Source organism: Actinokineospora xionganensis (assembly GCF_014323725.1).
GTDB lineage: Bacteria > Actinomycetota > Actinomycetes > Mycobacteriales > Pseudonocardiaceae > Actinokineospora > Actinokineospora xionganensis.
In genome coordinates this window covers 423,314-444,778 of the sequence record NZ_JABVED010000003.1, presented here as the reverse complement: position 1 = coordinate 444,778, position 21,465 = coordinate 423,314, and the positions used below count along the sequence as shown (strand labels likewise).

Sequence of the window (21,465 nt, the reverse complement as noted above, 5' to 3'; positions counted from 1 at the left end):
GGGCCCACTCACCTGGCCACCTCACCGGTTCGGTGGCTCCACTCGCGAAGGCACTGTGACATTGATTCGCTCGCAAGCTCGCTCATGGCGTGAGGCTACCCAGCCGGGTCGGCGACGGCGGGGTGGACGCGGACCTCGGTGGCCTTCACCGCCAGGTAGACGCGAGATCCCGGCTCGATTGTGAGTTCGGCGACCGCGCCCACGGTCAGGTCCGCGGCCAGCCCGGACACCCACGGCCTGCCACCCGCGACCCGGATCCGCACGACGTCGCCGTGCGGCTCCATCGCCGTCACCGTCGCCTCGAACACGTTGCGCGGGCTGCCGTGGATCCGCTCGGTGTAGACCGCGACGTCGGCGGGCCGGAACACGGCGACCGCGGGCTCACCGTTGATCTCGGCGCCGCCGGAACCCGCGATGAGCGCACCGTCCACTGTTCGCAGCCCGTCGGGGCAGGCGGTGCCCGCGACCAGGTCGAGCCCGGCGACGCGGGCGGTGAACGGGGTGCGTGGGCGGGACAGGACCTCGCGGGTCGGGCCCTGTTCGACGACCCTCCCGCCTGCCAGGACGACGACCCGGTCGGCGATGGCGAGCGCGTCGAGCGGGTCGTGGGTGACCAGCACGGCCGCGCGGTCCCGCAGGACGCGGCGGACCACGCCGCGCAGCGCGGGGGCGGCGTCGACGTCGAGGGCGGCGAACGGCTCGTCGAGCAGGAGGAGCACGGGGTCGGCCGCGAGCGCCCGCGCGAGCGCGACACGCTGCGCCTGGCCGCCGGAGAGGCCGCGCGGCCTGCGGTCGGCGAGGTCCCCGGCGCCGACGTCGTCGAGCCACCGGCGGGCCGTGGTGTGGTCCTTGCCTTGCACGCGCGGTCCGAACTCGACGTTCGCCAGCGCGGTGAGGTGCGGGAAGAGCAGCGCCACCTGGGCGAGCAGGCCGACACCCCGGCGGTGTGGCGGCACCCGCACGCCGCCCGCGGTGTCAGTCAGCGTCATGCCGTCGACGGCGACCACCCCGGAATCGGGTTGGCGCAAACCGGCGAGGACGTCGAGGAGGGTGGACTTGCCGGAGCCGTTGGGCCCGAGCACGGCGATGACCTCCCCCGGCTCCGTGCGCAGGTCGACTTGGAGCCGGAAATCCCCCTGCGTCAGCACGAAGTCCGCGCGCAGCCCGGTCACGGCGCGCGCTCCACCGCGCGCGGGCGGGCCACGACGATCACCGCGATCGCGACCAGGACCAGCAGCAGGGACACGGCGATCGCACCGTCCACATCGGTCTCGCCGAGGAGGTACACCTGCAGCGGGAGCGTGCGGGTCACGCCTTCGAGGCTGCCCGCGAAGGTGATCGTGGCCCCGAACTCGCCGAGCGCGCGGGCGAACGACAGGACGACGCCGGAGCCGATGGCGGGCAGCAGGAGCGGGACGGTGACCCGGCGGAACACCGTCCACGGCCGGGCCCCGAGGGTCGCGGCGACAGCCTCGTAGCGCTCCCCCGCGGTCCTGAGTGCCCCTTCGAGCCCGACCACGAGGAACGGCATGGCCACGAACGTCTGCGCGATCACGACGGCGGCGGTCGTGTACGGGACCCGGACGCCGAACGCCAGGTCGAGTGCGTGACCGGCGAAGCCGGAACGGCCCAGGAGATAGAGGAGTGCGAGCCCGCCGACCACCGGCGGCAACACCAACGGAAGCAACACGACCGCGCGGAGCACCCGCACCCCCGGAACGCGCGCGCGTGCGAGCACGACGGCGAGGGGGCCGCCCAGGATAAGACAGAGAACGGTCGACATGGCCGCCGTCCGCAAGGAAAGCCCGAGCGCGGCCACCGCGCCCGGGCTCGTGACGTGTTCGACCCAGTTCCCCAAGTCCGCGCGGACGAGCAAACCGACCAGCGGCAACACCACGATGGCCAACCCGAGCACAGCGGGCACCCACAACACCCCCGGCACCCACGACGCTCCACGCCTGCTTCTCGTCGCCCGAAACCAGCGCGGCCCCCGCCCTTCCCTGGGGGGACGTCCCTTGGCCAGTCTATCGGCGCTGGGGGCCGGGGAGGAGGGGGTGTGGGGTTGCTGTGGATAACCGGGGCACCCTGTGGATGGCGGGGTCATGGCTTGCCGAAACCGGCTCTGACCAGCTCGTTCTGGCCGGTGGAACTCAGCACCAAGTCGACGAAGCGGCGGGCAAGGGGGGCGTTCGGGGCCTGTTTGGTGAGCGCGATCGGGTAGTTGTTGACCGCCGCCGCCGACTCCGGGAAGTCGATCGCGTCGACCTTTCCCGACCGGGCGTCGGTGACGTAGACCAAGCCCGCGTCGGCCTCCCCCGCCGCGACCTTGGTCAGCACCGCCTTCACGTCCTGCTCCTCGCTGGCGGGCCGCAGACCCGGGGCGACCTTGCGTGTCGCCGCGCCGCAGGGGACTTGGGGGGCGCAGACGACGACGGTCACGCCCGGGCGGGTCAGATCGGCGAGGCCGGTGATCCTGGCCGGGTTGCCGCGCGGGACGGCGATGGTGAGGTGGTTGGTGGCGAACACCGCCGGATTTTCCAGGTGGTCGGCCACGCGCGCGATCGTCGTCTCGTCCGCGGCGGCGAAGACGTCGGCGTCGGCGCCGTTGGCGATCTGCTGGGCGAGCGCCGATGAGCCCGCGAAGTTGAGCCGCACGTCGACGCCGGGGTTGTCGGTCTCGAATCCTTTCTCCAGGGCGGTGAACGACTCGGTCAGCGAGGCGGCCGCGAACACGGTCACGGTCGTCTCTGCCGGGCCCGCGCCGGTGCCGCAGCCCGCGAGCAGCGCCGCGGCCAGGAGCACGGCCTTGATCATGGCGTCTCCACCACCACTTGGGTGGCCTTCACGTAGGCGACGGCGAGCACCCCCGGTTCGAGGCCGAGTTCCCGGACCGCCTCCGAGCTCATCAGCGACACCACGCGGTGGGGACCGCACTGCATCTCCACCTGGGCCATGACCTGGTCGGCCAACACCTCGGTCACCAGTCCGACGAACCGGTTGCGCGCCGACCGCCCGCCCGCCATGGGGTCGGGTATCTCGCGGGCCTGGGTCCGGGCGAAGTCGGCGAGGACCGAGCCCTCCACGACCTTGCGCCCGGCCGCGTCGGATTCCGCCCGAAGGTGTCCGGCGTCGACCCATCGGCGAACGGTGTCGTCACTGACGCCGAGCAGGCGGGCGGCTTCGGATAACCGGAAGTACGGCACACTGGGAGCGTAACCTCCGCAGTCACGTCCTCATAGGACAATTTCACCCGCAATCGCGGTTGGACACTCGCCTCGCGGTCGTGCTCAGATAGCGGGCACCTCAGCCCATTCGGTGAAATCGCGACTACCCTGGATCAGGTGACAGCGGTTGATCTGGGACTTCCGGCAATGCCCGGCACGTCGAGTGCGCCACGCCCGGACAACCCCGCGTTGATCGACCGGTTCGGTCGGATCGCCAGGGACCTGCGGGTGTCGCTCACCGACCGCTGCAACCTGCGCTGCACCTACTGCATGCCCGCCGAGGGCCTCGACTGGATGCCCGGCGGCGAGATGCTCGACGAGGACGAACTCAGCAGGCTGATCCGCATCTCCGTGGAGACCCTCGGCATCACCAACGTCCGGTTCACCGGCGGCGAGCCGACGCTGCGCAAGGGCATCGAGAAGATCATCTCCGCCACCGCGGCCCTCTCCCCCCGACCGCGGATCTCGATGACGACCAACGGCATCGGGCTGGTGCGCCGCGCCAAGTCGCTGGTCGACGCCGGGCTCGACCGGATCAACGTCTCCCTGGACACCCTGCGGCCCGAGCGGTTCATGGAGATCACCCGCCGCGACCGGCTCTCCGACGTGCTCGACGGCCTCGCCGCCGCGCGCGACGCCGGGCTGACGCCGGTCAAGGTCAACGCGGTGCTGCTGCCCGGGATCAACGACGACGAAGCCGCCTCGCTGCTGCGCTACTGCGTCGACCACGGCTACCACCTGCGGTTCATCGAGCAGATGCCGCTCGACCCGCAGCACGGCTGGAAGCGCACGCAGATGATCACCGCGGAGCGCATCCTCGAGATGCTTCGCGAAGAGTTCGAGCTGACCGAGAGCCCGAGTCCGCGCGGGGCGGCCCCCGCGGAGCGCTGGCTGGTCGACGGCGGACCCGCCGAGGTCGGCGTCATCGCCTCGGTGACCCGCCCGTTCTGCGGCGACTGCGACCGCACCCGGCTGACCGCCGACGGCGCGCTGCGCTCGTGCCTTTTCAGCCAGTCGGAGACCGACCTGCGCGCGCCGCTGCGGGCCGGGGCCGACGACGCGGAGATCGCCGACCTGTGGCGGGCCACGATGTGGGCCAAACTCGCTGGGCACCAGATCAACGACGCCGGGTTCGCCCAGCCGCTGCGACCGATGAGCGCGATCGGGGGATGAGCGTGACGACAGCCACGGTCCGGTACTTCGCCGGGGCGCGAGCCGCCGCGGGCGTGCCCGAGGAGACCCTGGGACTTCCCTCCGGCGCCACGGTCGCCGATGCGCTGAAGGAGCTTTCCGTCCGCCACGGCGAGGCGCTCTCCCGGGTCCTGCTGGCGTCGAGCTTCCTGCTCGACGGTGTCGCGGTGCGCGATCGATCGATTCCGTTGAGCGACGGAATCGTGCTCGATGTGCTCCCGCCCTTCGCCGGCGGCTGAGTTCACGAACGGCCCAACACGCCGAAACGACGTGAGCCAAACCTCACCTAGCGTGAATTATCTCGAGCAGGACACGGAATCATAACAGCGAAACACAACCCTCTGACCTGCGGATTTACGGCCATCGAAGGCCCTTCGTCCAGCGTTACTGTGACGACGGTCACGGCTTGGATAATTTCCGAAACCCCTCCCGGTTACGTACCGTCGCTTTCTGGCTGGCCCCGAACCAGCCACGCACTACCCGGGAGTCCGTAGCGCCAAGTCCTGTCCGGCGGCCTCTCGGGAACCAACCCCGAGCGAAAGCGAACTTCCGGACAGGGGCGAGGGACCACGACGAACGTGCTTCGGCACGCCAGGCGTGGCAGCCGGGTGAGAGCCCCGGCCGGGCCGAAGTCTGGCCCGCCCACAGCGACACCGCTCGCAGGCGCGGGAGGAGAGACCCAAATGTCCTACCTAGGCAAGCACCGCAAGCCGTCCTCCGCCAAGCGCACCATCGCCCGCGTCATCGTCGCGGGTGTCGCGATCGGCGCCCCGATGGTCGCCGTCGCCGCCCCCGCCTCCGCCAGCAGCGTCAACTGGGACGCCATCGCCCAGTGCGAGAGCGGCGGCAACTGGAGCATCAACACCGGCAACGGCTACTACGGCGGCCTGCAGTTCAGTGCCAGCACCTGGCGGGCGTACGGCGGGTCGGGCATGGCCCACCAGGCCTCCCGCGAGGAGCAGATCCGCGTCGCGGAGAACGTCCTCAAGGGCCAGGGCATCGGCGCGTGGCCGACCTGTGGCAAGCGGGCCGGTTCGACCGCCGCTGTCGCGAAGAAGCCCGCCGCGGCTCCCAAGAAGGCCGCCACGAAGCCCGCTGCCCCCAAGGCCGCGGCGCCCAAGGTGACCGCCCCCAAGGTCGCGGCCCCCGCCGCCCCGGTGGCGCTGTCGAAGTCGAACCCGGCTGGCGACTACACCGTCGTCGCGGGTGACACCCTGTCGCAGATCGCCAAGCAGCTCAACGTGACCGGCGGCTGGCAGGCCCTGCACGAGAAGAACAAGAACTACATCGGCGACCCGAACCTGATCCTCGTGGGTCAGAAGATCGCCACCAAGTAAGTACGACGCCCCGCTCGATTGGGGCCCCAGCTCCGGACCCTCACCGCTACCCCCCGGCGGTGAGGGTCCGGTTCTGTTTCCGGGCGTTCGCGGATTCGTTGCGGGTGCCTGTTTGGGGTGAAGAGGCTGCGATACGGGCAGGCGGTGCGGCGGATCAGGGGCAGTTGACCCATTCATCGGTGCCGTCGGTGAAGAGCTGGTGCTTCCAGATCGGCAACCGCGCCTTGACCTCATCCACCAAATCCGCGCAGGCCACGAATGCCTCTCGCCGGTGTTCGGCGGCCACGGCGCACGCCAGGGCCACGTCCCCGATCGCCAGGTCACCGATCCGGTGGCTCACCGCGATCGCCCGGACGCCCGGGCGCCTGGCGATGTCAGCCGCCACTTCGGCGACGATGTCCTTCGCGTTGGGGTGGCCCTCGTAGCTCAGCCCGCGCACGCCACGGCCGTGGTCGTGGTCGCGGACAACGCCCGCGAAGGTCACCACAGCACCGGCCGCCGCGTGTTCCACCAGGGCCGCGTGTTCCTCGACGCTGATGGTGGAGTCGCTGATGTCGGCCCGCAGCACCTGGGCCGTCGCGGGCGCTTCAGCAGGTCGTGGGTGGTCACCCCCACGTAGTTGGTCCACCGCATGGGCCAGGACCGGCTCCAGAACGCCCAGACCGTCCCGAACGCCCCCGGAGGACCCCGGCAGATTCACCACGAGCGTGCGCCCAGCGACGCCCGCGAGGCCGCGGGACAGCACCGCAGTCGGCACTTTGGGCAACCCGGCTGCCCGAATGGCGTCCGCCAAGCCCGGGATCTCGTAGTCCAGGACCGCCCGCGTCGCCTCCGGGGTTCCGTCGGTCGGGGTGAGGCCGGTGCCGCCAGTGGTCACCACGACGTCCACCCCGGCGGCCACAGCCGCCCGCAGGGCCGTCTCGACCGGGGCGCCGTCGCGCACCACCACCGGGTCCGGGACGTCGAAACCGCGCTCGCGCAGCCAGGCGACGATGACCGGGCCGGTCTTGTCCTCATATACGCCGGTGGCGGCCCTGTTGGACGCGGTGATGACGTGTGCGGTGTTCACGACTGCTCCTCCCGGACCCAGGTGCCGCTCTTCCCGCCGTCCTTGCGCTCCACGCGGACCGCGTCGAGCACGGCGGCCGGGTCGACGGCCTTGATCATGTCGTGCAGGGTGAGCCCGCAGACCGCGACGGCGGTGAGCGCCTCCATCTCGACGCCGGTGCGGTCGTTGGTGCGCACGGTCGCCGAGATTCGCACCCGCGGCCCGTCGAGGTCGAAGTCCACCCGGACGCCGGAGAGGGCGATCGGGTGGCACAGCGGCACCAGCTCCGAGGTCTTCTTCGCCGCCATGATCCCGGCGATCCGGGCCGTGGCCAGCGCGTCGCCCTTGGGCAGGCCGTCCCGCCGCAGCAGCGCGACCACTTCCTCGGTGGTTCTGACAACCCCGCTGGCCACCGCGGTGCGCGAGGTCACCTCCTTGGCGGAGACGTCGACCATCCGGGCCGCGCCGCTGGCATCAACATGACTGAGTTCACCCACGAATTGAGCCTAGTACTCAACCCGAGTGAGAGGTCCCCGCGGCTTTGCGCACGGCTTCGGCGACCGCGGACGCGACCGCCGGGTCGAACACGCTGGGAACGATGAACGAGGCGTTGAGCTTGTCGCCGTCGACCACGTCGGCGATGGCGTCGGCGGCGGCGAGGAGCATTGTGTCGGTGATGCCGCGGGCCTGGGCGTCGAGCAGACCGCGGAATACGCCGGGGAAGGCCAGGACGTTGTTGATCTGGTTCGGGTAGTCCGAGCGGCCGGTCGCGACCACCGCGGCGTGTTTCTGCGCCTCGAGCGGGTCGATCTCCGGGTCCGGGTTGGCCAGGGCGAACACCACCGGGTCAGCGGCCATCGTCGCGACCTGGTCGGCGCCGAACAGGTTGGGGGCCGACACCCCGATGAACACGTCGGCACCGACCAGCGCGTCGTGCAGGTTGCCGGTCTTGTTGTCCCGGTTCGTGTTGGCCGCGACCCACTTCAGGTTCTCGTCGCCGTCGCCGCGTCCGGAGTGGACGATGCCGTCGACGTCGACGGCGACGATGTCGGCGGGGCCGCGGCGCAGCAGGAGCCGGATGATGGCCGAGCCCGCCGCGCCCACCCCGCACACCACGATCTTGGTGTCGGCCATGTCCTTGCCGACGACGCGCAGCGCGTTGCGGAGCGCGGCGACCACACAGATGGCGGTGCCGTGCTGGTCGTCGTGGAAGACGGGGATGTCGAGCAGGTCGCGCAGCCGGGCCTCGATCTCGAAGCACCGGGGCGCGGCGATGTCCTCGAGGTTGATGCCGCCGTAGACCGGCGCGATGAGCTGCACGGTCCGGATGATCTCCTCGGTGTCCTGGGTGTCCAGGCACACCGGCCAGGCGTCGACGCCCGCGAACTTCTTGAACAGCGCCGCCTTGCCCTCCATGACCGGCAGCGCGGCGGCGGGTCCGAGATTGCCCAGGCCGAGCACGGCCGAGCCGTCGGTGACGACGGCGACGGTGTTGCGCTTGATCGTCAGACGGCGGGCGTCGTCCGGGTTGTCGGCGATGGCCTGGCAGATGCGGGCGACACCGGGGGTGTACGCGCGGGACAGGTCGTCACGGTTGCGGAGCGCGACCTTGGCGTTGACCTCGATCTTGCCGCCGAGGTGCATGAGGAAGGTGCGGTCGGACACCTTGCGCACGACCACACCCGGCAGCACTTCCAGCGCCTCGGTGATGTCGCGGGCATGGTTGGCCGACACCGCGTTGCACGTGATGTCGACGACGATCCGGTCACTGTGCGACTCGACGACGTCGAACGCCGTGATGACCCCGCCGACCCGGCCGATGGCCCCAGCCAGGTCCCCCGCCGCGCTCGCCGAGGGCGGCGCCTCCACGCGGACGGTGATGGAGTAGCCGGGACCGGGCACTGGCATGCGGGGCTCCAAAGAAGACGACGCGTCTGGAATGGAGCGAGCCTAGCGCGAGGAGGTGATCACATTCTGTGTACTGACCGGTAGTAGGCGCAGGTCACGCCGTTCCCGAGGCAGGCGGTGGTCCACCGCCTGCCGCCCGCGGGTCAGCGGGTCTTGTTGATCTCCGTGACGGGGTGCTGGTAGGGCACCTGCTCCAGCGGGAACGTGACGTCGCCGTAGGGCGAGAGAGCGCCCTGGCGGTCCGAGGTCAGCTCGCTCACCGGGTGCGTGCCGTGGTCGTCGTCCCCCGCCCAGTGCGGGTCGACACGGTGGCTCTTGGCGGCCTTCGCCACGGCTCCTCCTTGGGATCACACGAACAGGTTTCGCGAGTACGGAGATTACCGGAACCACGGGCCGTATACCGTGGTCAGGGTGTCCAGCACCACGCTCACCGATTGGCTGCGCGCCCGGGACGACGAGGCGCTGACCGAGGTGCTGCGCGTGCGCCCCGACCTGGCCACGCCACGGCCCGCCGACACGACGGTGCTCGCCACCAGGGCCGGGACCCGCGCGTCCGTGGCCAGGGCGGCCGAGGGGCTCGACACGTTCACCCTCGCCGTGCTCGACGCGCTGCTCACGGCGGGCGCGGACAAGCAGCCCGTGCCGCTCGAAGGCCTGCTCGACGTGCCGCCCGAGCGGCTCAAGGAGGCGGCCGACACGCTGCGCACCATGATCCTGGCCTGGGGCGAGGACGACGGGATCAGTCTGGTCCCCGCCGCCCGGGAGGCGGGCGGCCTCTACCCGGGCGGGCTGGGCCGGTCCTCACCTTCGCTGACCGACGTCGACGTGTCCGTGCTGCTCGCCGAGATCGAGGACGACGAGCGCAAGGTCGTCACCGCCCTCGCGCACGGGCAGCCGGTCGGACGCACGAAGGACGCCGCGGAGATCCTTCCGCTGGCCGACGCGCGGACCCCGATCCAGCGGCTGCTCGCCCGCGGCCTGCTGCTGCGGGTGGACGCGCAGACCGTCGAACTGCCGCGCGAGGTCGGGCTGGCCGTCCGCCGGGAGCGCACCGGCGCCCTTACCGAGCCGACCCTGCACACCGCCACGAACAAGCAGTCCACTGTGGACGCCACGGCGGCGAGTGAGACGCTTGAAGTGTTGCGGCACATGGAAGCCCTCATCCACATGTGGTCCGACGATCCCGCCACGACGCTTAAGTCCGGCGGCATCGGCGTGCGCGACGTGCGGCGGCTGACCAAGGCCCTCGAGATCAGCGAGCGGCAGGCGACACTGCTCGTGGAGCTTGCGTTCGGCGCGAGCCTGGTCGCCGAGACCGACACCGTGATCCCCGAGTGGGTGCCGACCAACCACGCCGACCTCTGGCTCGCCGCCTCCCCCGCCAACCGCTGGGCGACGCTCGCGACCGCGTGGCTCGACCTGCCGCGACTCCCCGGCCTCGGCGGGCTGCGCGACGGCAAGGACAAGCTGCTCGCGCCGCTGTCGGAGGACCTGCGCCGCCCGGTCGCGCCGCTGGAGCGGCTGCGGGTGCTGACCGCCCTCACCGACCTCAAACCCGGCACCGGCATCGTCTCCCCCGACGAACTCGCCGCCGTCCTCGCCTGGCGCGCCCCCCGGCGCGGCGGCAGGCTGCGCGACGAGATCGTCCGCTGGACCCTGACCGAGGCCTCCGCTCTCGGCGTCGTCGCCCTCGGCGCGGTGAGCGGACCAGGCCGGGCGCTGCTCGACGAGGGCGCCGCGGCCTCCGCGAAGCGGATGGCCGAGGCGATGCCCGAGCCGATCGACCACTTCCTGGTGCAGGCCGACCTCACCGTCGTCGCCCCCGGCGTGCTCGAACCGCACCTGGCCGCCCAGGTCGGCGAGGTCGCCGACGTCGAGTCCGCGGGCAGCGCCACGGTCTACCGGGTGTCGGAGACGTCGATCCGGCGCGCGCTCGACGTCGGCCGCACCGCCGCCGACCTGCACGAACTATTCCGGCTGCGGTCCCGCACGCCGATCCCGCAGTCGCTGACCTACCTGATCGACGACGTCGCCCGCAGGCACGGGAGGCTGCGCGGCGGCGCGGCCACGTCGTTCCTGCGCTGCGACGACCCGGCGCTGGTCGCGGAGGTGGCGGCGCACCCGGTGGCGACGTCGCTGCGGCTGCGTCGGATCGCGCCGACGGTGCTGATCAGCCCGGTTCCGCTGCTGGAGATTCTCGACGAGCTGCGTGCCGTCGGGTTCACCCCGGCGGCGGAGGACGTCGACGGACAGGTCGTCGACCTGCGTCCCACCGGCAGGCGGGTGCAGACGGCCACGCGGGCGTTGCGCAGGCCCGCCGGCACGCGGGTGGCCGACCCCGAGCAGCTGTCCGACATCGTGCGGAGCATGCGGGCGGGCGACCGCGCGGCGGAGAGCAGGCGCAGCCGCCCGGTGTCGCCGAGCTCCGGCGGGGCGAACCTGGCGGAGGTGATGGCCCTGCTGAAAACGGCCATCCAGGACGGCAGCAAGGTCTGGATCGGCATGGTCGACGGCCACGGCAGCGCCGTCCAACGCGTCCTCATACCAGTCCGCCTGGGCGGCGGCGTCGTCGAAGGCCACGACCCCACCGGCGACGACCTCCACCGCCTCCCAGTCCACCGCATAACCAGCGCGGCGTTGGTCGACGACTGACCCGCTGGTCGCCTTCCCATACGGTCGCGAGTCCAACGTTCAAAACAACGAGTCCAACGTTCAGAACATCCGAAGTCCCAGCTCACGGTGACGTGAAAGTGGAAGTCGATGTTCTGAACGTTGGACTCGTTGTTTTGAACATTGGACTCGCGACCGTATGGGAAGGCGACCCCGGGCTAGACGGCGCGGGACATGCGTTGTTGCATGGCGTGTTGGACGAGGGTGATGAGCGCTTCCTTGGTGGAGTCGCGGTCACGCGCGTCGGTGGTCACGATCGGCACCGAAGGCTCGACGGTGAGCGCGTCGCGCACGTCGTCGATGCGGTGGTGCAGGACGCGGTCGAAACAGTTCAGCGCGATGATGTACGGCAGTCCGCGGTCCTCGAAGAAGTCGATGGACGCGAACGCGTCGGCCAGGCGCCGGGTGTCGACCAGGACGATGGCGCCGATGGCGCCGCGGACCAAGTCGTCCCACATGAACCAGAATCGGTGCTGACCCGGCGTACCGAACAGGTACAGGATCAGGTCGGAGTCGAGCGAGACGCGACCGAAGTCCATCGCCACCGTGGTGGTCGTCTTGTTCGGCGTCGACGACAGGTCGTCGACGTCCACGCTGGCCTCGGTCATGACGGCCTCGGTGGTCAGCGGAACGATCTCGGAGACCGAGCCGACCAGGGTCGTCTTGCCCACACCGAACCCGCCGGCCACCACGATCTTGGCCGAGGTGGTCGGCTGCGGTGCCGCGCCACGCGCGCTGAGAGGACTAGAGCCTGCGGAGCCCACTGAGCACCCTTTCCATGAATTCGATCGACGGCCGGTCGCCCACGACCATGCCGCTCTGGTGGATCGAGACCAGGCCCATTCCCGCCATGTCCCCGATCAGGACCCGGGCGACGCCGAGCGGAAGCCGCAGGTGCGCGGCGACCTCGGCGACCGAACGGGTATCCAGGCACAGGCCGCAGATGGATCTGTGCTCCGGGCGCACCGCCGCGTCGGGGACCCGGCCTCGGTCACTGGTGGACACCAGAGCCTCGATCGCCAGGTCGTAGTCGGAGCGGGTCCGACCACCGGTCTTGGTGTACGGGCGCACCAGTGAACCGGTTTCCTGCAGCGGGTCGTGCTCCGGCTCCGGGTCGAACGTCGGGACCGCGGGGATCTCCTTGCTGTCCCAGTCGGACTGCGCGGGGATACCCGAGTCGCCGTACAGCGCCGCGCTTGGCCCACCGAAGAGCCTCGCCCGGAACCCATCGATGTCGAACCGGTTCGGCGGGTCGCCGATGCCATGTTCGGGCAGGTCCTCCCAGCCGCGTTCCGACATCTCCGTCAGCCTCCGCTCGGGCTCATCCAGGGGTTCGTCGAGGTCGGATTCGCCGAAGCGGGAGTCCGAGCCGAACAGGTCCCGGTAGGAGAAGTCGTCCTCGGTACGCCTGCCGGTCGCCCGGCGCCCCGTACTCATCGCGCTCTCACCCCGCCGTCTCGATTACCTGCGCTGCGAGCCCTGAAGCTGCGCGCGCAGCTCGGGCGTCATCTGCTGGCCGACTCGCTCGACCAGGAGGGTCATCTCGTAGGCGACCAGTCCGATGTCGCAGTTCGGAGCAGCGAGCACCGCGAGGCACGAGCCGTCCGAGATCGACATCAGGAACAGGTAACCGCGGTCCATCTCGACCACGGTCTGGTTGACTCCGCCCGCTTCGAAGCACCTCGCGGCACCGGCGGTGAGGCTCACCAGGCCGGACGCCACCGCGGAGAGCTGTTCGGCGCGATCGCGGGGCAAGCCCTGCGATCCGGCCAACAGCAGTCCGTCGGCGGAGACCACCACGGCGTGCGCGACGCCGGGGACCTGGCGAACGAAATCGGTGATGAGCCACCCGAAGCTGCCGGGCTGCTGTACTGACGCGGTCGTCACTCCTGCTCCTCGTCTTGGCGGCTCTCGTCTGAACCGGTCTGGTCACCAGGGTAAGCGTCGACAAGGGCGTGTCGGCCCCGCCGAACCCCTTGTTGGAAGCTCGACATGCGGCCGCGGATCGCGTCCGCCGTGCGGGGAGGCAGTGGAGGCACCGCCGGCTGTTCGCCGGTGGTCTCCTCCCTTGGCGCTGCCGAACCGGGGACCAAGTGGGCTTTGGGGACCCGCTTGGGCAGTCCTGCGGTAGTCATGGTGTCAGCACTGTGGTCGAGCAGTGCACGGGCCCGCTGCCAACCGTCGTCACCAGGGGAAACCCAGGGATCGATGACGGGGGCCGGTTCGGGCTCCGGTGCGGGCTCGGGCTCGACGGCCGCGACGGGCGCCTCGACGGCCTCGGCCCGGGGCTCGGTGCGGTGGTCGGTCTCGGGCTCGGCCGGGGTCAGTGCGCCGTTGATCGTGCCGTTCGCGGGCGGGTTGCCGTTGGCGGCGGGGGTGGAGCCGGTGTCGCCCGCTTCGAACCACTGCGACAGGACGGCTTCGTAGATCGGCAGCCGCTCCGTGGGGGCGTCGCCGCCGTGGGTCTGCTCGGCGGGCCGGGGCGGCGGTTCGTACGCGTAGGCGCCGTTGGCCTCGTCGTCGTAGGGCTGCTCCGGCATCGGGGTGCCGAACAGTCCGACCCCCGAGTCGTCGTAGATGTGGCCGTTGAGCGCGGAGTTGATCTCTTCCGGGGAGGCGGGGGGACCCCAGCCGCCGGTGTCGTCGATCTTCTCCGCGCCGAAGCTCGGCTGGAACGGCGGGTAGCCGGTGACCTGCGCGGCGGAGCGCTCCACCGGGGACTCGGCCACCACGCCGCCGTCGGAGCGCAGTCGCGGCATGCTGCCGGTGAACGCGCCCGCGATGCCACTCGCCTTGGCCGCCGTGTCGCCGATGGCGGGCGGCAGGGCGATCGGAGAGATGATGTTGTTGGTCTGCGCCGGGGCGCCGGAGCCGTGGACCAGGCCCGCGGGGACGGTGATCCGGGCGATCAGGCCGCCCTCGATGTCCTCGTTGTCGCGCAGCCGCACGACGATGTCGTGCCGCTTGGCCAGCCGGGCGACCACGTACAGACCCATTCGCCTGGTCACGGCGACGTCGAGGTCGGGCGGGTCGGCGAGGCGGGTGTTGGCGTTCTCGATCTCGTCCTCGTTCATGCCGACGCCGGAGTCGGTGATCTGGATGGCGAGTTCCTTCTTCCTGGTCACCGCCATCCGGACGTAGACCTTCTTCTCCGGCTCGGAGAACGAGGTCGCGTTGTCCAGCAGTTCGGCGATCAGGTGGACGAGGTCGGAGACGGCGCGGCCCTGCACGGCGATGTCCGGCGCCGACAGCACCTCGATGCGGGCGTACTGCTCGACCTCGGACACCGCGGCGCCGACGACCTCCGCGGCGGGCACCGGGCGGCTGAGCTGGCGGCTCAGGCCGGAGCCGGAGAGCACCAGGAGGCTTTCGGAGTTACGCCGCATCCGGGTCGCGAGGTGGTCGAGCTCGAAGAGGCTGGCGAGCTGGTCCGGGTCCTGCTCGTCCTGCTCGAGCCGGTCGATCAGCGACAGCTGGCGCTCGACGAGCGTCTGGCTGCGCCGGGAGAGGTTGACGAAGATCGAGTTGATGTTGTCACGCAGCAGGGCCTGCTCGGTCGCCATCCGGACCGCCTGGTCGTGCACGGCGTCGAACGAGCGGGCGAGCTGGCCGGTCTCCTCGCGGGTGAACACCGGGACCGGCTCGACCGCGTTCTTGGCGGCCTCGACCGGGTCCGGGTCGGCGAGGATTCGCTGCACCGTCTCGGGCAGCCGCCGGTTCGCCACGTCCAGGGCGTCGCGGCGCAGCACGCGCAGCGGCACCAGCAGCGAGCGGGCGACGATCAGGGTGACGATCAGGGCGAGCAGCACGGCGGCGAGGACGATCGCGGCGTCGCGCCAGGCATCGACCTTGGCCGTGTCGGCGGCCGCGATGGCTTTCGACCGCAGCTTCTCCAGCAGCGAGATCTCGACCTTGCGCAGCGCCTCGGCGGTGGCCCTGGCGTCCTCGCGCAGCGAGTCGATCGAGATGCCCAGGGGCTGGTCCCGTGAGGCGTGGTAGAAGGCGAGCTGCTTGGTGGACTCGCGGTGGTCGACCTCGGCGCCGGAGAACGTGTCGGAGTAGAACTGCGACTCGACCGGCTCGGCGTTGGCGCGGAAGTTGGCGACGGAGGCGGCGTAGCTGGCCTCGGCGCCGCGGGCCATCTCGAGCATGCCGGAGGGGAAGTTGTCCCGGATGGCGGCGATCATCAGGATCGAGTTCTGCCTGCCCAGGAACTCCTTGCTCTCCACGACGCTGAGCGCGGCGCTGGCGAGGCGGTTGATCTCCGGGTCGCCGAGCGACGCGGTGAACTCCGAACCCGCGGCCAGCACGGCCTCCAGCAGGGAGGTGTACGCGCCGTAGACGCCGACGTCGGGGTATTCGCTGCTCATCGCGGCGGTGCGGACCGACTCGACGGCGGAGAGGCGGTTGGCCAGCGGCATCAGCAGCCGGGCGTCCTCCCGCTCCGCTTCGACGGTCTTCGCGGCCTGCGCGAGCCGGGCGAGGGTGGCGTTGGTCTTCTGGAACTGCGCCTGGATGTTGCCGACATCACCCTGTCGCTTGCCCGCGACATGGGCGACGACCAGGTTACGTTCGTTCTGCAGCTCGTGGACGAGCGCGACGACGTCGAGGGTCGAGCTGATGTCCGCGGCGGCTTCGTCGAAGTCGGCGGCGCGCTGCAACTCGTTGTCGGCGCGGAGCACGCCCAGGGCGATGGCGGTGATGACCGGGACCATGAGGACCGCGATCAGCTTGGTCCGCAGGCGCCAGTTGCGCAGCCGCCAGCGGGAACCGCCCTCGACCGTCTTGCGGCCGGGCGTCTTGGGCGCGGCGGATCGCGCCGCATCCCGGTCGGACACGACGCCACCGAATTTTCCAGGGCCTAGCTCGGCCCCGGCGGTGTGATCGGGCACTGCCTGCACACTCCTTGCATCTGAGCCAGTAGCCCGTTACTCGGCTAGCTCGAACGGACAACTACCCCAGTTAAGGACGCGGCGCATCGCGGTCGCCCGAAGCTGTGACGCTTGCCGCAACATGTCGGACCGAACCGGCCCGGCGTTACCGACGACCATGTGCGCCTGCTCTCCTCGCCGCTCGGATGAGCGTGCGCCTCACCTGTTGAGCACAGAAGGTAGCGAAGTCTCAGCGGCGATGTAACCCTTCCAGGGCATCATCACAGCCCTTATCAGGTACTTAGCAGTAGCAACAGTCCTCACCGGTGATGAAACTATGGACTATTCCAGACATTTGATCACCCAGATGGCAGCACTAGGGGGCATACCCCGAGTGGGTCATTACGCACGGTTAACCCCTGGTCAGGGCTCCGGAGCAATTCGCCCACTTGGGCCAACAGCTCCACCCGATTCAGTGAGAGAGTTCACCCCAAGACATCTGGCGCGCACTCATTGTGACTCGGTCCCAACGGACCATAGAGTGGCGCCTTGATGTCCGAGGGGGGTAACACCTCGACAAAACCGACCTCCTATGAGGAGAGGCTCCAATGCTCCGAAGCGTGACCACCAGACGGTTCTCCCGTGCCCGTCTGCCGATCGCCGCACTCGCTGTGGCCCTGCTGGCCAGCGGCTGCTCGCTGCTCGGCGGCGAGGACGGAACCGACGGCGCCCAGCAGGGACCGGGCGGAGTGGAGAAGGCCAAGATCAAGGTCGGGGTGCTGCCCGTCGTCGACGTCGCGCCGTTCTACCGCGCTATCGAGCAGGGGTACTTCAAGGAGCAGGGCCTCGACGTCGAAGCCCAGGTCATGGCCTCCGGGCCCGCCAGCATCACCGGCGTCATCAACGGCGACGTCGACATCGCGTTCGCCTCCTACCCGGCGCCGCTGCTCGCGCAGAGCAAGAAGCTGGCCGAGTTCAAGATCGTCGCCGACGCGCTCTCGGCGAAGCCCGGCCACCTCGTCGTGGTGACCCTGAAGGACTCCACCTTCAAGAAGCCGTCCGACGCGCCCGGCAAGCGGATCGCGATCACCGGCCGCAACAGCTTCACCGACCTGGCGCCGATGTCCGTCCTGAAGAACCAGGGCGTGGACTACAACCAGGTCAAGTGGATCGAGATGCCGCTGCCGGAGATGATGGGCGCCCTGCAGAAGGGCGACGTCGACGCCGCGGTCATGGTCGAGCCCTGGGTCACCAACTCGATGAAGAAGATCGGCGCGATCCCGGTGTTCGACGGCGCCTCGGGCCCGACGGCCGAGATCCCGATGTCGGGCTACGTCGCGATCGGCGGCCAGGGCAAGTTCGCCAGCACCAGCCCCAACACCATCGCCGCCTTCCAGCGCGCGCTGGCCAAGGCGCACGCCGAGGCGACCGACCGCTCCAAGATGGAGCCGATGTTCGTCAAGTACGCCAAGATCGACCAGCAGACCGCCCAGTTGGTCACCATCTCCACGTACTCGACCTCGTTGGAGGCCAACCGCATCCAGCGCGTGGCGAACCTGATGGAAGAGTTCGGTGTGATCAAGGGTCACCTCGACGTCAAGACGATGATCCCGAACGGTTCCACGGGCAAGTAGCGGCAGGGGGTGGGCTTCCTCCTCGGGAAGCCAAGCACAGTGAGTGGAACTCGACGGGTTCCCGCGAGTCTGGTCGGTCTGGCCGGCCTCTTCCTGATCTGGGAAGTGGCCAGCCAGACCGGTCTGGTTCCGGAGCTCTACCTGCGTCCGCCGAGCGAGGTCCTGCCTGCCATGGTGGGCCTGCTCGGCGACGAGAAATTTCTCCGGGCGCTGCTGGCCACCGTCCTGGCCACCGTCATAGCGCTGCTGATCGCGATCCTGATCGCGGTTCCGGGCGGCCTGGTGCTGGGCAGCATCCCGCTGGTGCGGCGGGCGTGCATGACGGTGGTCGAGTTCCTTCGGCCGATCCCGTCCGTCGCGCTGATCCCGCTGGCCCTGCTGATCACCGGCACCGGCCCGGACACGAAGATCGCGCTCGCGGTCTACGGCGCGCTGTGGCCGATCCTGTTCAACACCATGTACGCCCTCGACGAACTCGACCCGCTGCACGTGGAGACGGCCCGCGCGTTCGGCACCGGCCGAGTCGCCGTGCTGACCCGGATCGCGCTGCCCAGCGCGGCGCCGTTCGTGCTGACCGGGGTGCGGCTCTCGTTCACCATCGCCCTCGCCGTGGTGGTCTCCACCGAGCTGTTCGCGGGCGGCACCAAGGGCCTGGGCCAGTTCATCATGGAGGCCAACAGCGGCGGCGCCCACATGGACCAGGTGCTCGCCGGCACCGTCATCGCGGGCCTGGTCGGCTACGCGGCGAACGCGGGGCTGGAGCGGCTGAACGCGAAGCTGTTCGCCTGGAACGCCCCTCGGGGTGAGGCCTCGTGAAACGTTTCGGGACGTTCGCCCAGCGCTGGGTCGTGTTCGCCGTCGCGGTCACGGTCTGGGAGTTGGTGACCAGGTCCGCCGCCGACGTGTTCTTCCCGCCGCCGTCGCGGATCGCCCGCGCCGCGGCCGACGTGTGGTTCTCCAGCGCGTTCGGCGAACACATCGTGCCCGGTGTCAGCCGGATGCTCGGCGGCTTCGCGCTGGCGGCGATCATCGGCGTCGCCCTCGGCCTGCTGCTCGGGCGGTCCCGCACGGCGATGGCCTACCTGGGCCCGCTGTTCAACTTCATGCGGTCGATCCCACCGCCGCTGCTGGTCCCGTTCTTCCTCGCCACCGTCGGCGTGACGAGCATGCAGCTGCCGACGATCATCTTCGGCGCGATCTGGCCGGTGCTGCTCAACACCGTCGACGGCGCCCGGGGCGTGGACGCGACGAAGGTCGAGACCGCGCGGGCGTTCCGGCTGTCGAAGGTCCAGTGGATCCTGGGAGTGGTGCTGCCGTCGGCGGCGCCGAAGATCTTCGCCGGGTTGCGGCTGAGCCTGTCGATCTCGCTGATCCTGATGGTCATCGGCGAACTGATCGGCTCGGCCAACGGCATCGGCAACCAGCTGGTGCGCACCCAGCGCGACTACGACCTACCCGAGATGTGGTCCTGGATCGTGCTGCTGGGTGTGCTCGGCTACCTGTTCAACACGCTGCTGCTGATCGTCGAACGCCGTGCCCTGGCCTGGCAGCCGAAGCACTCGTTCGAGACCCAGGCGCAGGCGATCGGAGGATGACCGTGGTGCGGACAATGCTGGATGTGGCCGACCTCGGCCACACCTACCAGGCCAAGGACGGCGCGCACGACGCCATCGACGGCTTGACGTTCACCGTCGAGGCGGGCGAGCTCGTCTGTGTCGTCGGCCCGTCGGGCTGCGGCAAGTCGACCCTGCTGCGGTCGATCTCGGGCCTGATCCGGCCGACCCGGGGCACGGTCTCGCTGCACGGCACGCCGGTCGACGGCGTGCCCGCGGACCTGGCCGTGGTGTTCCAGGACTACAGCCGCTCGCTGTTCCCGTGGCTGACGGTCCAGCGCAACGTGGAGTTCCCGCTGCGTGAGCTGTCCAAGGCCGAGCGCACCGCCCGGGCGGGCGAGGCGCTGGCCGCGGTCGGCTTGGAAAACGCCGGCCGCAAGTACCCGTGGCAGCTCTCCGGCGGTATGCAGCAGCGCGTCGCCATCGCCCGCGCCCTGGCCTACCGGCCCGCCCTGCTGCTGATGGACGAGCCGTTCGCCTCGGTGGACGCGCAGACCCGGTTCGAGCTGGAGGACCTGCTGCTTCGCGTGCGCCGGGAACAGGACACGACGGTGCTGCTGGTCACCCACGACATCGACGAGAGCGTCTACCTGGGCGACCGGGTGCTGGTGCTGTCGAAGTCGCCCGCCAGGGTGGTCGCCGCGCTCGACGTCGGCCTGGGCGAGAAGCGCGACCAGATCACCACCCGCTCGTCGGACGAGTTCGTCGAGCTGCGGGCGAAGGTCGCTGGGCTGCTGCAGTCCGCGCCCACGGCCGAGACCGTCCACTGACGAACGAATGCCCCCGGCCGCGGCCGGGGGCATTCGTTCGTCTGCTGAAAGATCAGGTGGACTTGCCGCAGATGGTCACCTTGGGCTCGGCGTACATGAAACCGTCGTCGACGCCCTTGACGGTGCAGGCCTCCGGGTCGTTCTTGCCCTCGACGACCTGGAGCACCTCGAACTTGACCTTCGGGTCACCGCACGGGACCTTCCTGGCCTCGGCGGACTTGCGGAGATCGGTGAAGCACTCGCCGACCTTCGCGTTGACCATCAGGCACAGCGAGAACCCGCCGCCGCCACGCCTGCCCGACTGCTCGTACTCCATGTAGTCGCTGTCCTTCGGACAGTTCGCCGACGCACTGTCGAGCTTCTTGGCGACCTTGAACACCGCTTCGGGCTTCGTGCAGTCGATCTTCTCGACGTCGGCGTTGGTGGCGCTGTCGTTCTTGACCTTGATGCAGTCGCCGACCGCGGCGGACGCCGCCGACTTGTTGAACGCGAAGAACCCGCCGATGCCGACCGCCACGATCGCGACCAGGATGACCACCAGCTTGATGATCTTGCCCTTGCTCGGACCCGACGGCGGCGGGATGAACCCCGGCTGCATCGGCTCCTGGCCGAACGGCGGCGGCTGCTGGCTGTACGGCTGGTCGGGCTGCTGAGGCTGCTGCCCGAAGGGCGGCGGCTGCTGGCCCGGCTGCTGCCCGAACGGCGGCGGCTGCTGGCCGAACGGCGGGGGTTGGTGGCCCGGCTGCTGCCCGAAGGGGGGCGGCTGCTGGCCGGGCTGCTGCCCGTACGGCGGGGGCGGCTGCTGGCCGTAGGGCGGCTGTTGGCCCCCAGGAGGCGTCGGCGGCCCCTGGTTGTACGGCGGCTGCGGACCGCCGGGGGGCGGACCGTACGGGCCCGGCGGCTGCGGGTTGGACATCGTGCACCTCGTGGAGTTCGAACAGCGGGGGTTTGACGGGCCCGGCAGGCGACGAACCAGCGGTGGGCCAATCTAACGCGGGGGTCGGACACCGTGCGGCGAAACGCGGGAAAGGCAGGCGCGTTCTCCAGCCCTCACCAGCAAGTCGCCCGGAGCGTCACTTCCGTGACTTGCCACAGATCACCAGTTTGGGTTCGGCGTAGATGAACCCGTCGTCCACATCGGAGGACGCGCAGTCATCGGGCTTGGTTCCACCATCGACGATCTCAAGCACCTCGAATTT

The 21,465-nt window shown here is 70.2% G+C and carries 21 protein-coding genes; 8 read left to right on the top strand and 13 right to left on the bottom strand.

Features of this window, described 5'->3' with window-relative positions:
• Nucleotides 1–95: 95 nt before the first annotated feature.
• The 4 genes from GPZ80_RS08425 to GPZ80_RS08410 all read right to left on the bottom strand — a co-directional run bounded on the left by GPZ80_RS08425 (nt 96) and on the right by GPZ80_RS08410 (nt 3,203).
• Nucleotides 96–1,172: a sulfate/molybdate ABC transporter ATP-binding protein gene (locus GPZ80_RS08425; RefSeq protein ID WP_376771657.1), complete on the bottom strand. Its 1,077-nt coding sequence runs from the start codon at nt 1,170–1,172 to the stop codon at nt 96–98.
• Nucleotides 1,169–1,942 (bottom strand): ABC transporter permease, encoded by a 774-nt coding sequence (locus GPZ80_RS08420; RefSeq protein WP_312880196.1) that lies wholly within the window; start codon nt 1,940–1,942, stop codon nt 1,169–1,171. Before GPZ80_RS08420 ends, GPZ80_RS08425 begins: the two co-directional genes overlap by 4 nt.
• Nucleotides 1,943–2,100: 158 nt before the next feature.
• On the bottom strand, nt 2,101–2,814 hold the full coding sequence (gene modA / locus GPZ80_RS08415) for a molybdate ABC transporter substrate-binding protein (protein ID WP_187219673.1): 714 nt from the start codon (nt 2,812–2,814) through the stop codon (nt 2,101–2,103).
• On the bottom strand, nt 2,811–3,203 hold the full coding sequence (locus tag GPZ80_RS08410; protein ID WP_187219672.1) for a TOBE domain-containing protein: 393 nt from the start codon (nt 3,201–3,203) through the stop codon (nt 2,811–2,813). Before GPZ80_RS08410 ends, modA begins: the two co-directional genes overlap by 4 nt.
• A 168-nt stretch (nt 3,204–3,371) precedes the next feature.
• Here GPZ80_RS08410 and moaA point away from each other — a divergent pair, with 168 nt between their 5' ends.
• The 3 genes from moaA (at nt 3,372) to GPZ80_RS08395 (ending at nt 5,752) form a co-directional block, all read left to right on the top strand.
• Nucleotides 3,372–4,397, top strand: coding sequence for a GTP 3',8-cyclase MoaA (gene moaA, locus GPZ80_RS08405; RefSeq protein WP_187219800.1), 1,026 nt, complete (start codon nt 3,372–3,374; stop codon nt 4,395–4,397).
• Nucleotides 4,394–4,654 carry a MoaD/ThiS family protein gene (locus GPZ80_RS08400; RefSeq protein WP_187219671.1) on the top strand — a complete coding sequence of 87 codons (261 nt, stop codon included), beginning with the start codon at nt 4,394–4,396 and terminating at the stop codon, nt 4,652–4,654. Before moaA ends, GPZ80_RS08400 begins: the two co-directional genes overlap by 4 nt.
• Nucleotides 4,655–5,098: 444 nt before the next feature.
• Entirely contained in the window at nt 5,099–5,752 is a 654-nt protein-coding gene (locus tag GPZ80_RS08395) for a LysM peptidoglycan-binding domain-containing protein (RefSeq protein ID WP_187219670.1), read from the top strand.
• Between the two features lie 154 nt (nt 5,753–5,906).
• On the opposite strand, the gene GPZ80_RS08390 is transcribed toward GPZ80_RS08395, so the two are convergent.
• The 4 genes from GPZ80_RS08390 to GPZ80_RS08375 all read right to left on the bottom strand — a co-directional run bounded on the left by GPZ80_RS08390 (nt 5,907) and on the right by GPZ80_RS08375 (nt 9,040).
• Nucleotides 5,907–6,821 carry a molybdenum cofactor biosynthesis protein MoaE gene (locus GPZ80_RS08390; protein WP_312880195.1) on the bottom strand — a complete coding sequence of 305 codons (915 nt, stop codon included), beginning with the start codon at nt 6,819–6,821 and terminating at the stop codon, nt 5,907–5,909.
• On the bottom strand, nt 6,818–7,297 hold the full coding sequence (gene moaC / locus GPZ80_RS08385) for a cyclic pyranopterin monophosphate synthase MoaC (protein ID WP_187219669.1): 480 nt from the start codon (nt 7,295–7,297) through the stop codon (nt 6,818–6,820). Before moaC ends, GPZ80_RS08390 begins: the two co-directional genes overlap by 4 nt.
• A gap of 16 nt (nt 7,298–7,313) precedes the next feature.
• Entirely contained in the window at nt 7,314–8,708 is a 1,395-nt protein-coding gene (locus tag GPZ80_RS08380; protein ID WP_187219668.1) for an NAD-dependent malic enzyme, read from the bottom strand.
• A gap of 143 nt (nt 8,709–8,851) precedes the next feature.
• On the bottom strand, nt 8,852–9,040 hold the full coding sequence (locus tag GPZ80_RS08375) for a hypothetical protein (RefSeq protein ID WP_187219667.1): 189 nt from the start codon (nt 9,038–9,040) through the stop codon (nt 8,852–8,854).
• A gap of 79 nt (nt 9,041–9,119) precedes the next feature.
• On the opposite strand from GPZ80_RS08375, the gene GPZ80_RS08370 reads away from it, so the two are divergent.
• Complete coding sequence (locus GPZ80_RS08370) at nt 9,120–11,360, top strand: helicase-associated domain-containing protein (RefSeq protein WP_187219666.1); 2,241 nt, start codon at nt 9,120–9,122, stop codon at nt 11,358–11,360.
• A gap of 176 nt (nt 11,361–11,536) precedes the next feature.
• Here the strand turns inward: GPZ80_RS08370 and GPZ80_RS08365 are convergent, their stop codons facing one another.
• From GPZ80_RS08365 to GPZ80_RS08350, 4 genes are read right to left on the bottom strand one after another with little or no spacing between them, the layout of a single operon-like run.
• Nucleotides 11,537–12,142 (bottom strand): GTP-binding protein, encoded by a 606-nt coding sequence (locus GPZ80_RS08365; protein WP_091379336.1) that lies wholly within the window; start codon nt 12,140–12,142, stop codon nt 11,537–11,539.
• Nucleotides 12,123–12,815 carry a DUF742 domain-containing protein gene (locus GPZ80_RS08360; protein ID WP_091379339.1) on the bottom strand — a complete coding sequence of 231 codons (693 nt, stop codon included), beginning with the start codon at nt 12,813–12,815 and terminating at the stop codon, nt 12,123–12,125. Before GPZ80_RS08360 ends, GPZ80_RS08365 begins: the two co-directional genes overlap by 20 nt.
• 24 nt (nt 12,816–12,839) lie before the next feature.
• A complete protein-coding gene (locus GPZ80_RS08355; protein WP_026422971.1) occupies nt 12,840–13,265 on the bottom strand; it encodes a roadblock/LC7 domain-containing protein in 426 nt (141 codons plus the stop codon).
• Nucleotides 13,262–16,216: a sensor histidine kinase gene (locus GPZ80_RS08350; RefSeq protein WP_187219665.1), complete on the bottom strand. Its 2,955-nt coding sequence runs from the start codon at nt 16,214–16,216 to the stop codon at nt 13,262–13,264. Before GPZ80_RS08350 ends, GPZ80_RS08355 begins: the two co-directional genes overlap by 4 nt.
• Nucleotides 16,217–16,869: 653 nt before the next feature.
• Here GPZ80_RS08350 and GPZ80_RS08345 point away from each other — a divergent pair.
• The 4 genes from GPZ80_RS08345 to GPZ80_RS08330 are packed head-to-tail and all read left to right on the top strand — an operon-like array spanning nt 16,870 to nt 20,266.
• Entirely contained in the window at nt 16,870–17,883 is a 1,014-nt protein-coding gene (locus tag GPZ80_RS08345; RefSeq protein ID WP_187219664.1) for an ABC transporter substrate-binding protein, read from the top strand.
• 39 nt (nt 17,884–17,922) lie between these two features.
• Nucleotides 17,923–18,699, top strand: a complete 777-nt coding sequence (locus GPZ80_RS08340; RefSeq protein WP_312880194.1) for an ABC transporter permease — start codon at nt 17,923–17,925, stop codon at nt 18,697–18,699.
• Nucleotides 18,696–19,478, top strand: coding sequence for an ABC transporter permease (locus GPZ80_RS08335; protein ID WP_187219663.1), 783 nt, complete (start codon nt 18,696–18,698; stop codon nt 19,476–19,478). Before GPZ80_RS08340 ends, GPZ80_RS08335 begins: the two co-directional genes overlap by 4 nt.
• 5 nt (nt 19,479–19,483) lie before the next feature.
• Nucleotides 19,484–20,266, top strand: coding sequence for an ABC transporter ATP-binding protein (locus GPZ80_RS08330; protein WP_187219662.1), 783 nt, complete (start codon nt 19,484–19,486; stop codon nt 20,264–20,266).
• 52 nt (nt 20,267–20,318) lie between these two features.
• Here the strand turns inward: GPZ80_RS08330 and GPZ80_RS08325 are convergent, their stop codons facing one another.
• Complete coding sequence (locus tag GPZ80_RS08325; protein WP_187219661.1) at nt 20,319–21,182, bottom strand: LppU/SCO3897 family protein; 864 nt, start codon at nt 21,180–21,182, stop codon at nt 20,319–20,321.
• Nucleotides 21,183–21,465 lie beyond the last annotated feature (283 nt).

Coding starts and splice junctions, on each gene's coding strand:
- GPZ80_RS08395 (WP_187219670.1), top strand. CDS start 5,099: ATGTCCTACCTAGGCAAGCACCGCAAGCCGTCCTCCGCCAAGCGCACC.
- moaA (WP_187219800.1), top strand. CDS start 3,372: ATGCCCGGCACGTCGAGTGCGCCACGCCCGGACAACCCCGCGTTGATC.
- modA (WP_187219673.1), bottom strand. CDS start 2,814: ATGATCAAGGCCGTGCTCCTGGCCGCGGCGCTGCTCGCGGGCTGCGGC.
- GPZ80_RS08325 (WP_187219661.1), bottom strand. CDS start 21,182: ATGTCCAACCCGCAGCCGCCGGGCCCGTACGGTCCGCCCCCCGGCGGT.
- GPZ80_RS08360 (WP_091379339.1), bottom strand. CDS start 12,815: ATGAGTACGGGGCGCCGGGCGACCGGCAGGCGTACCGAGGACGACTTC.
- GPZ80_RS08380 (WP_187219668.1), bottom strand. CDS start 8,708: ATGCCAGTGCCCGGTCCCGGCTACTCCATCACCGTCCGCGTGGAGGCG.
- GPZ80_RS08400 (WP_187219671.1), top strand. CDS start 4,394: ATGAGCGTGACGACAGCCACGGTCCGGTACTTCGCCGGGGCGCGAGCC.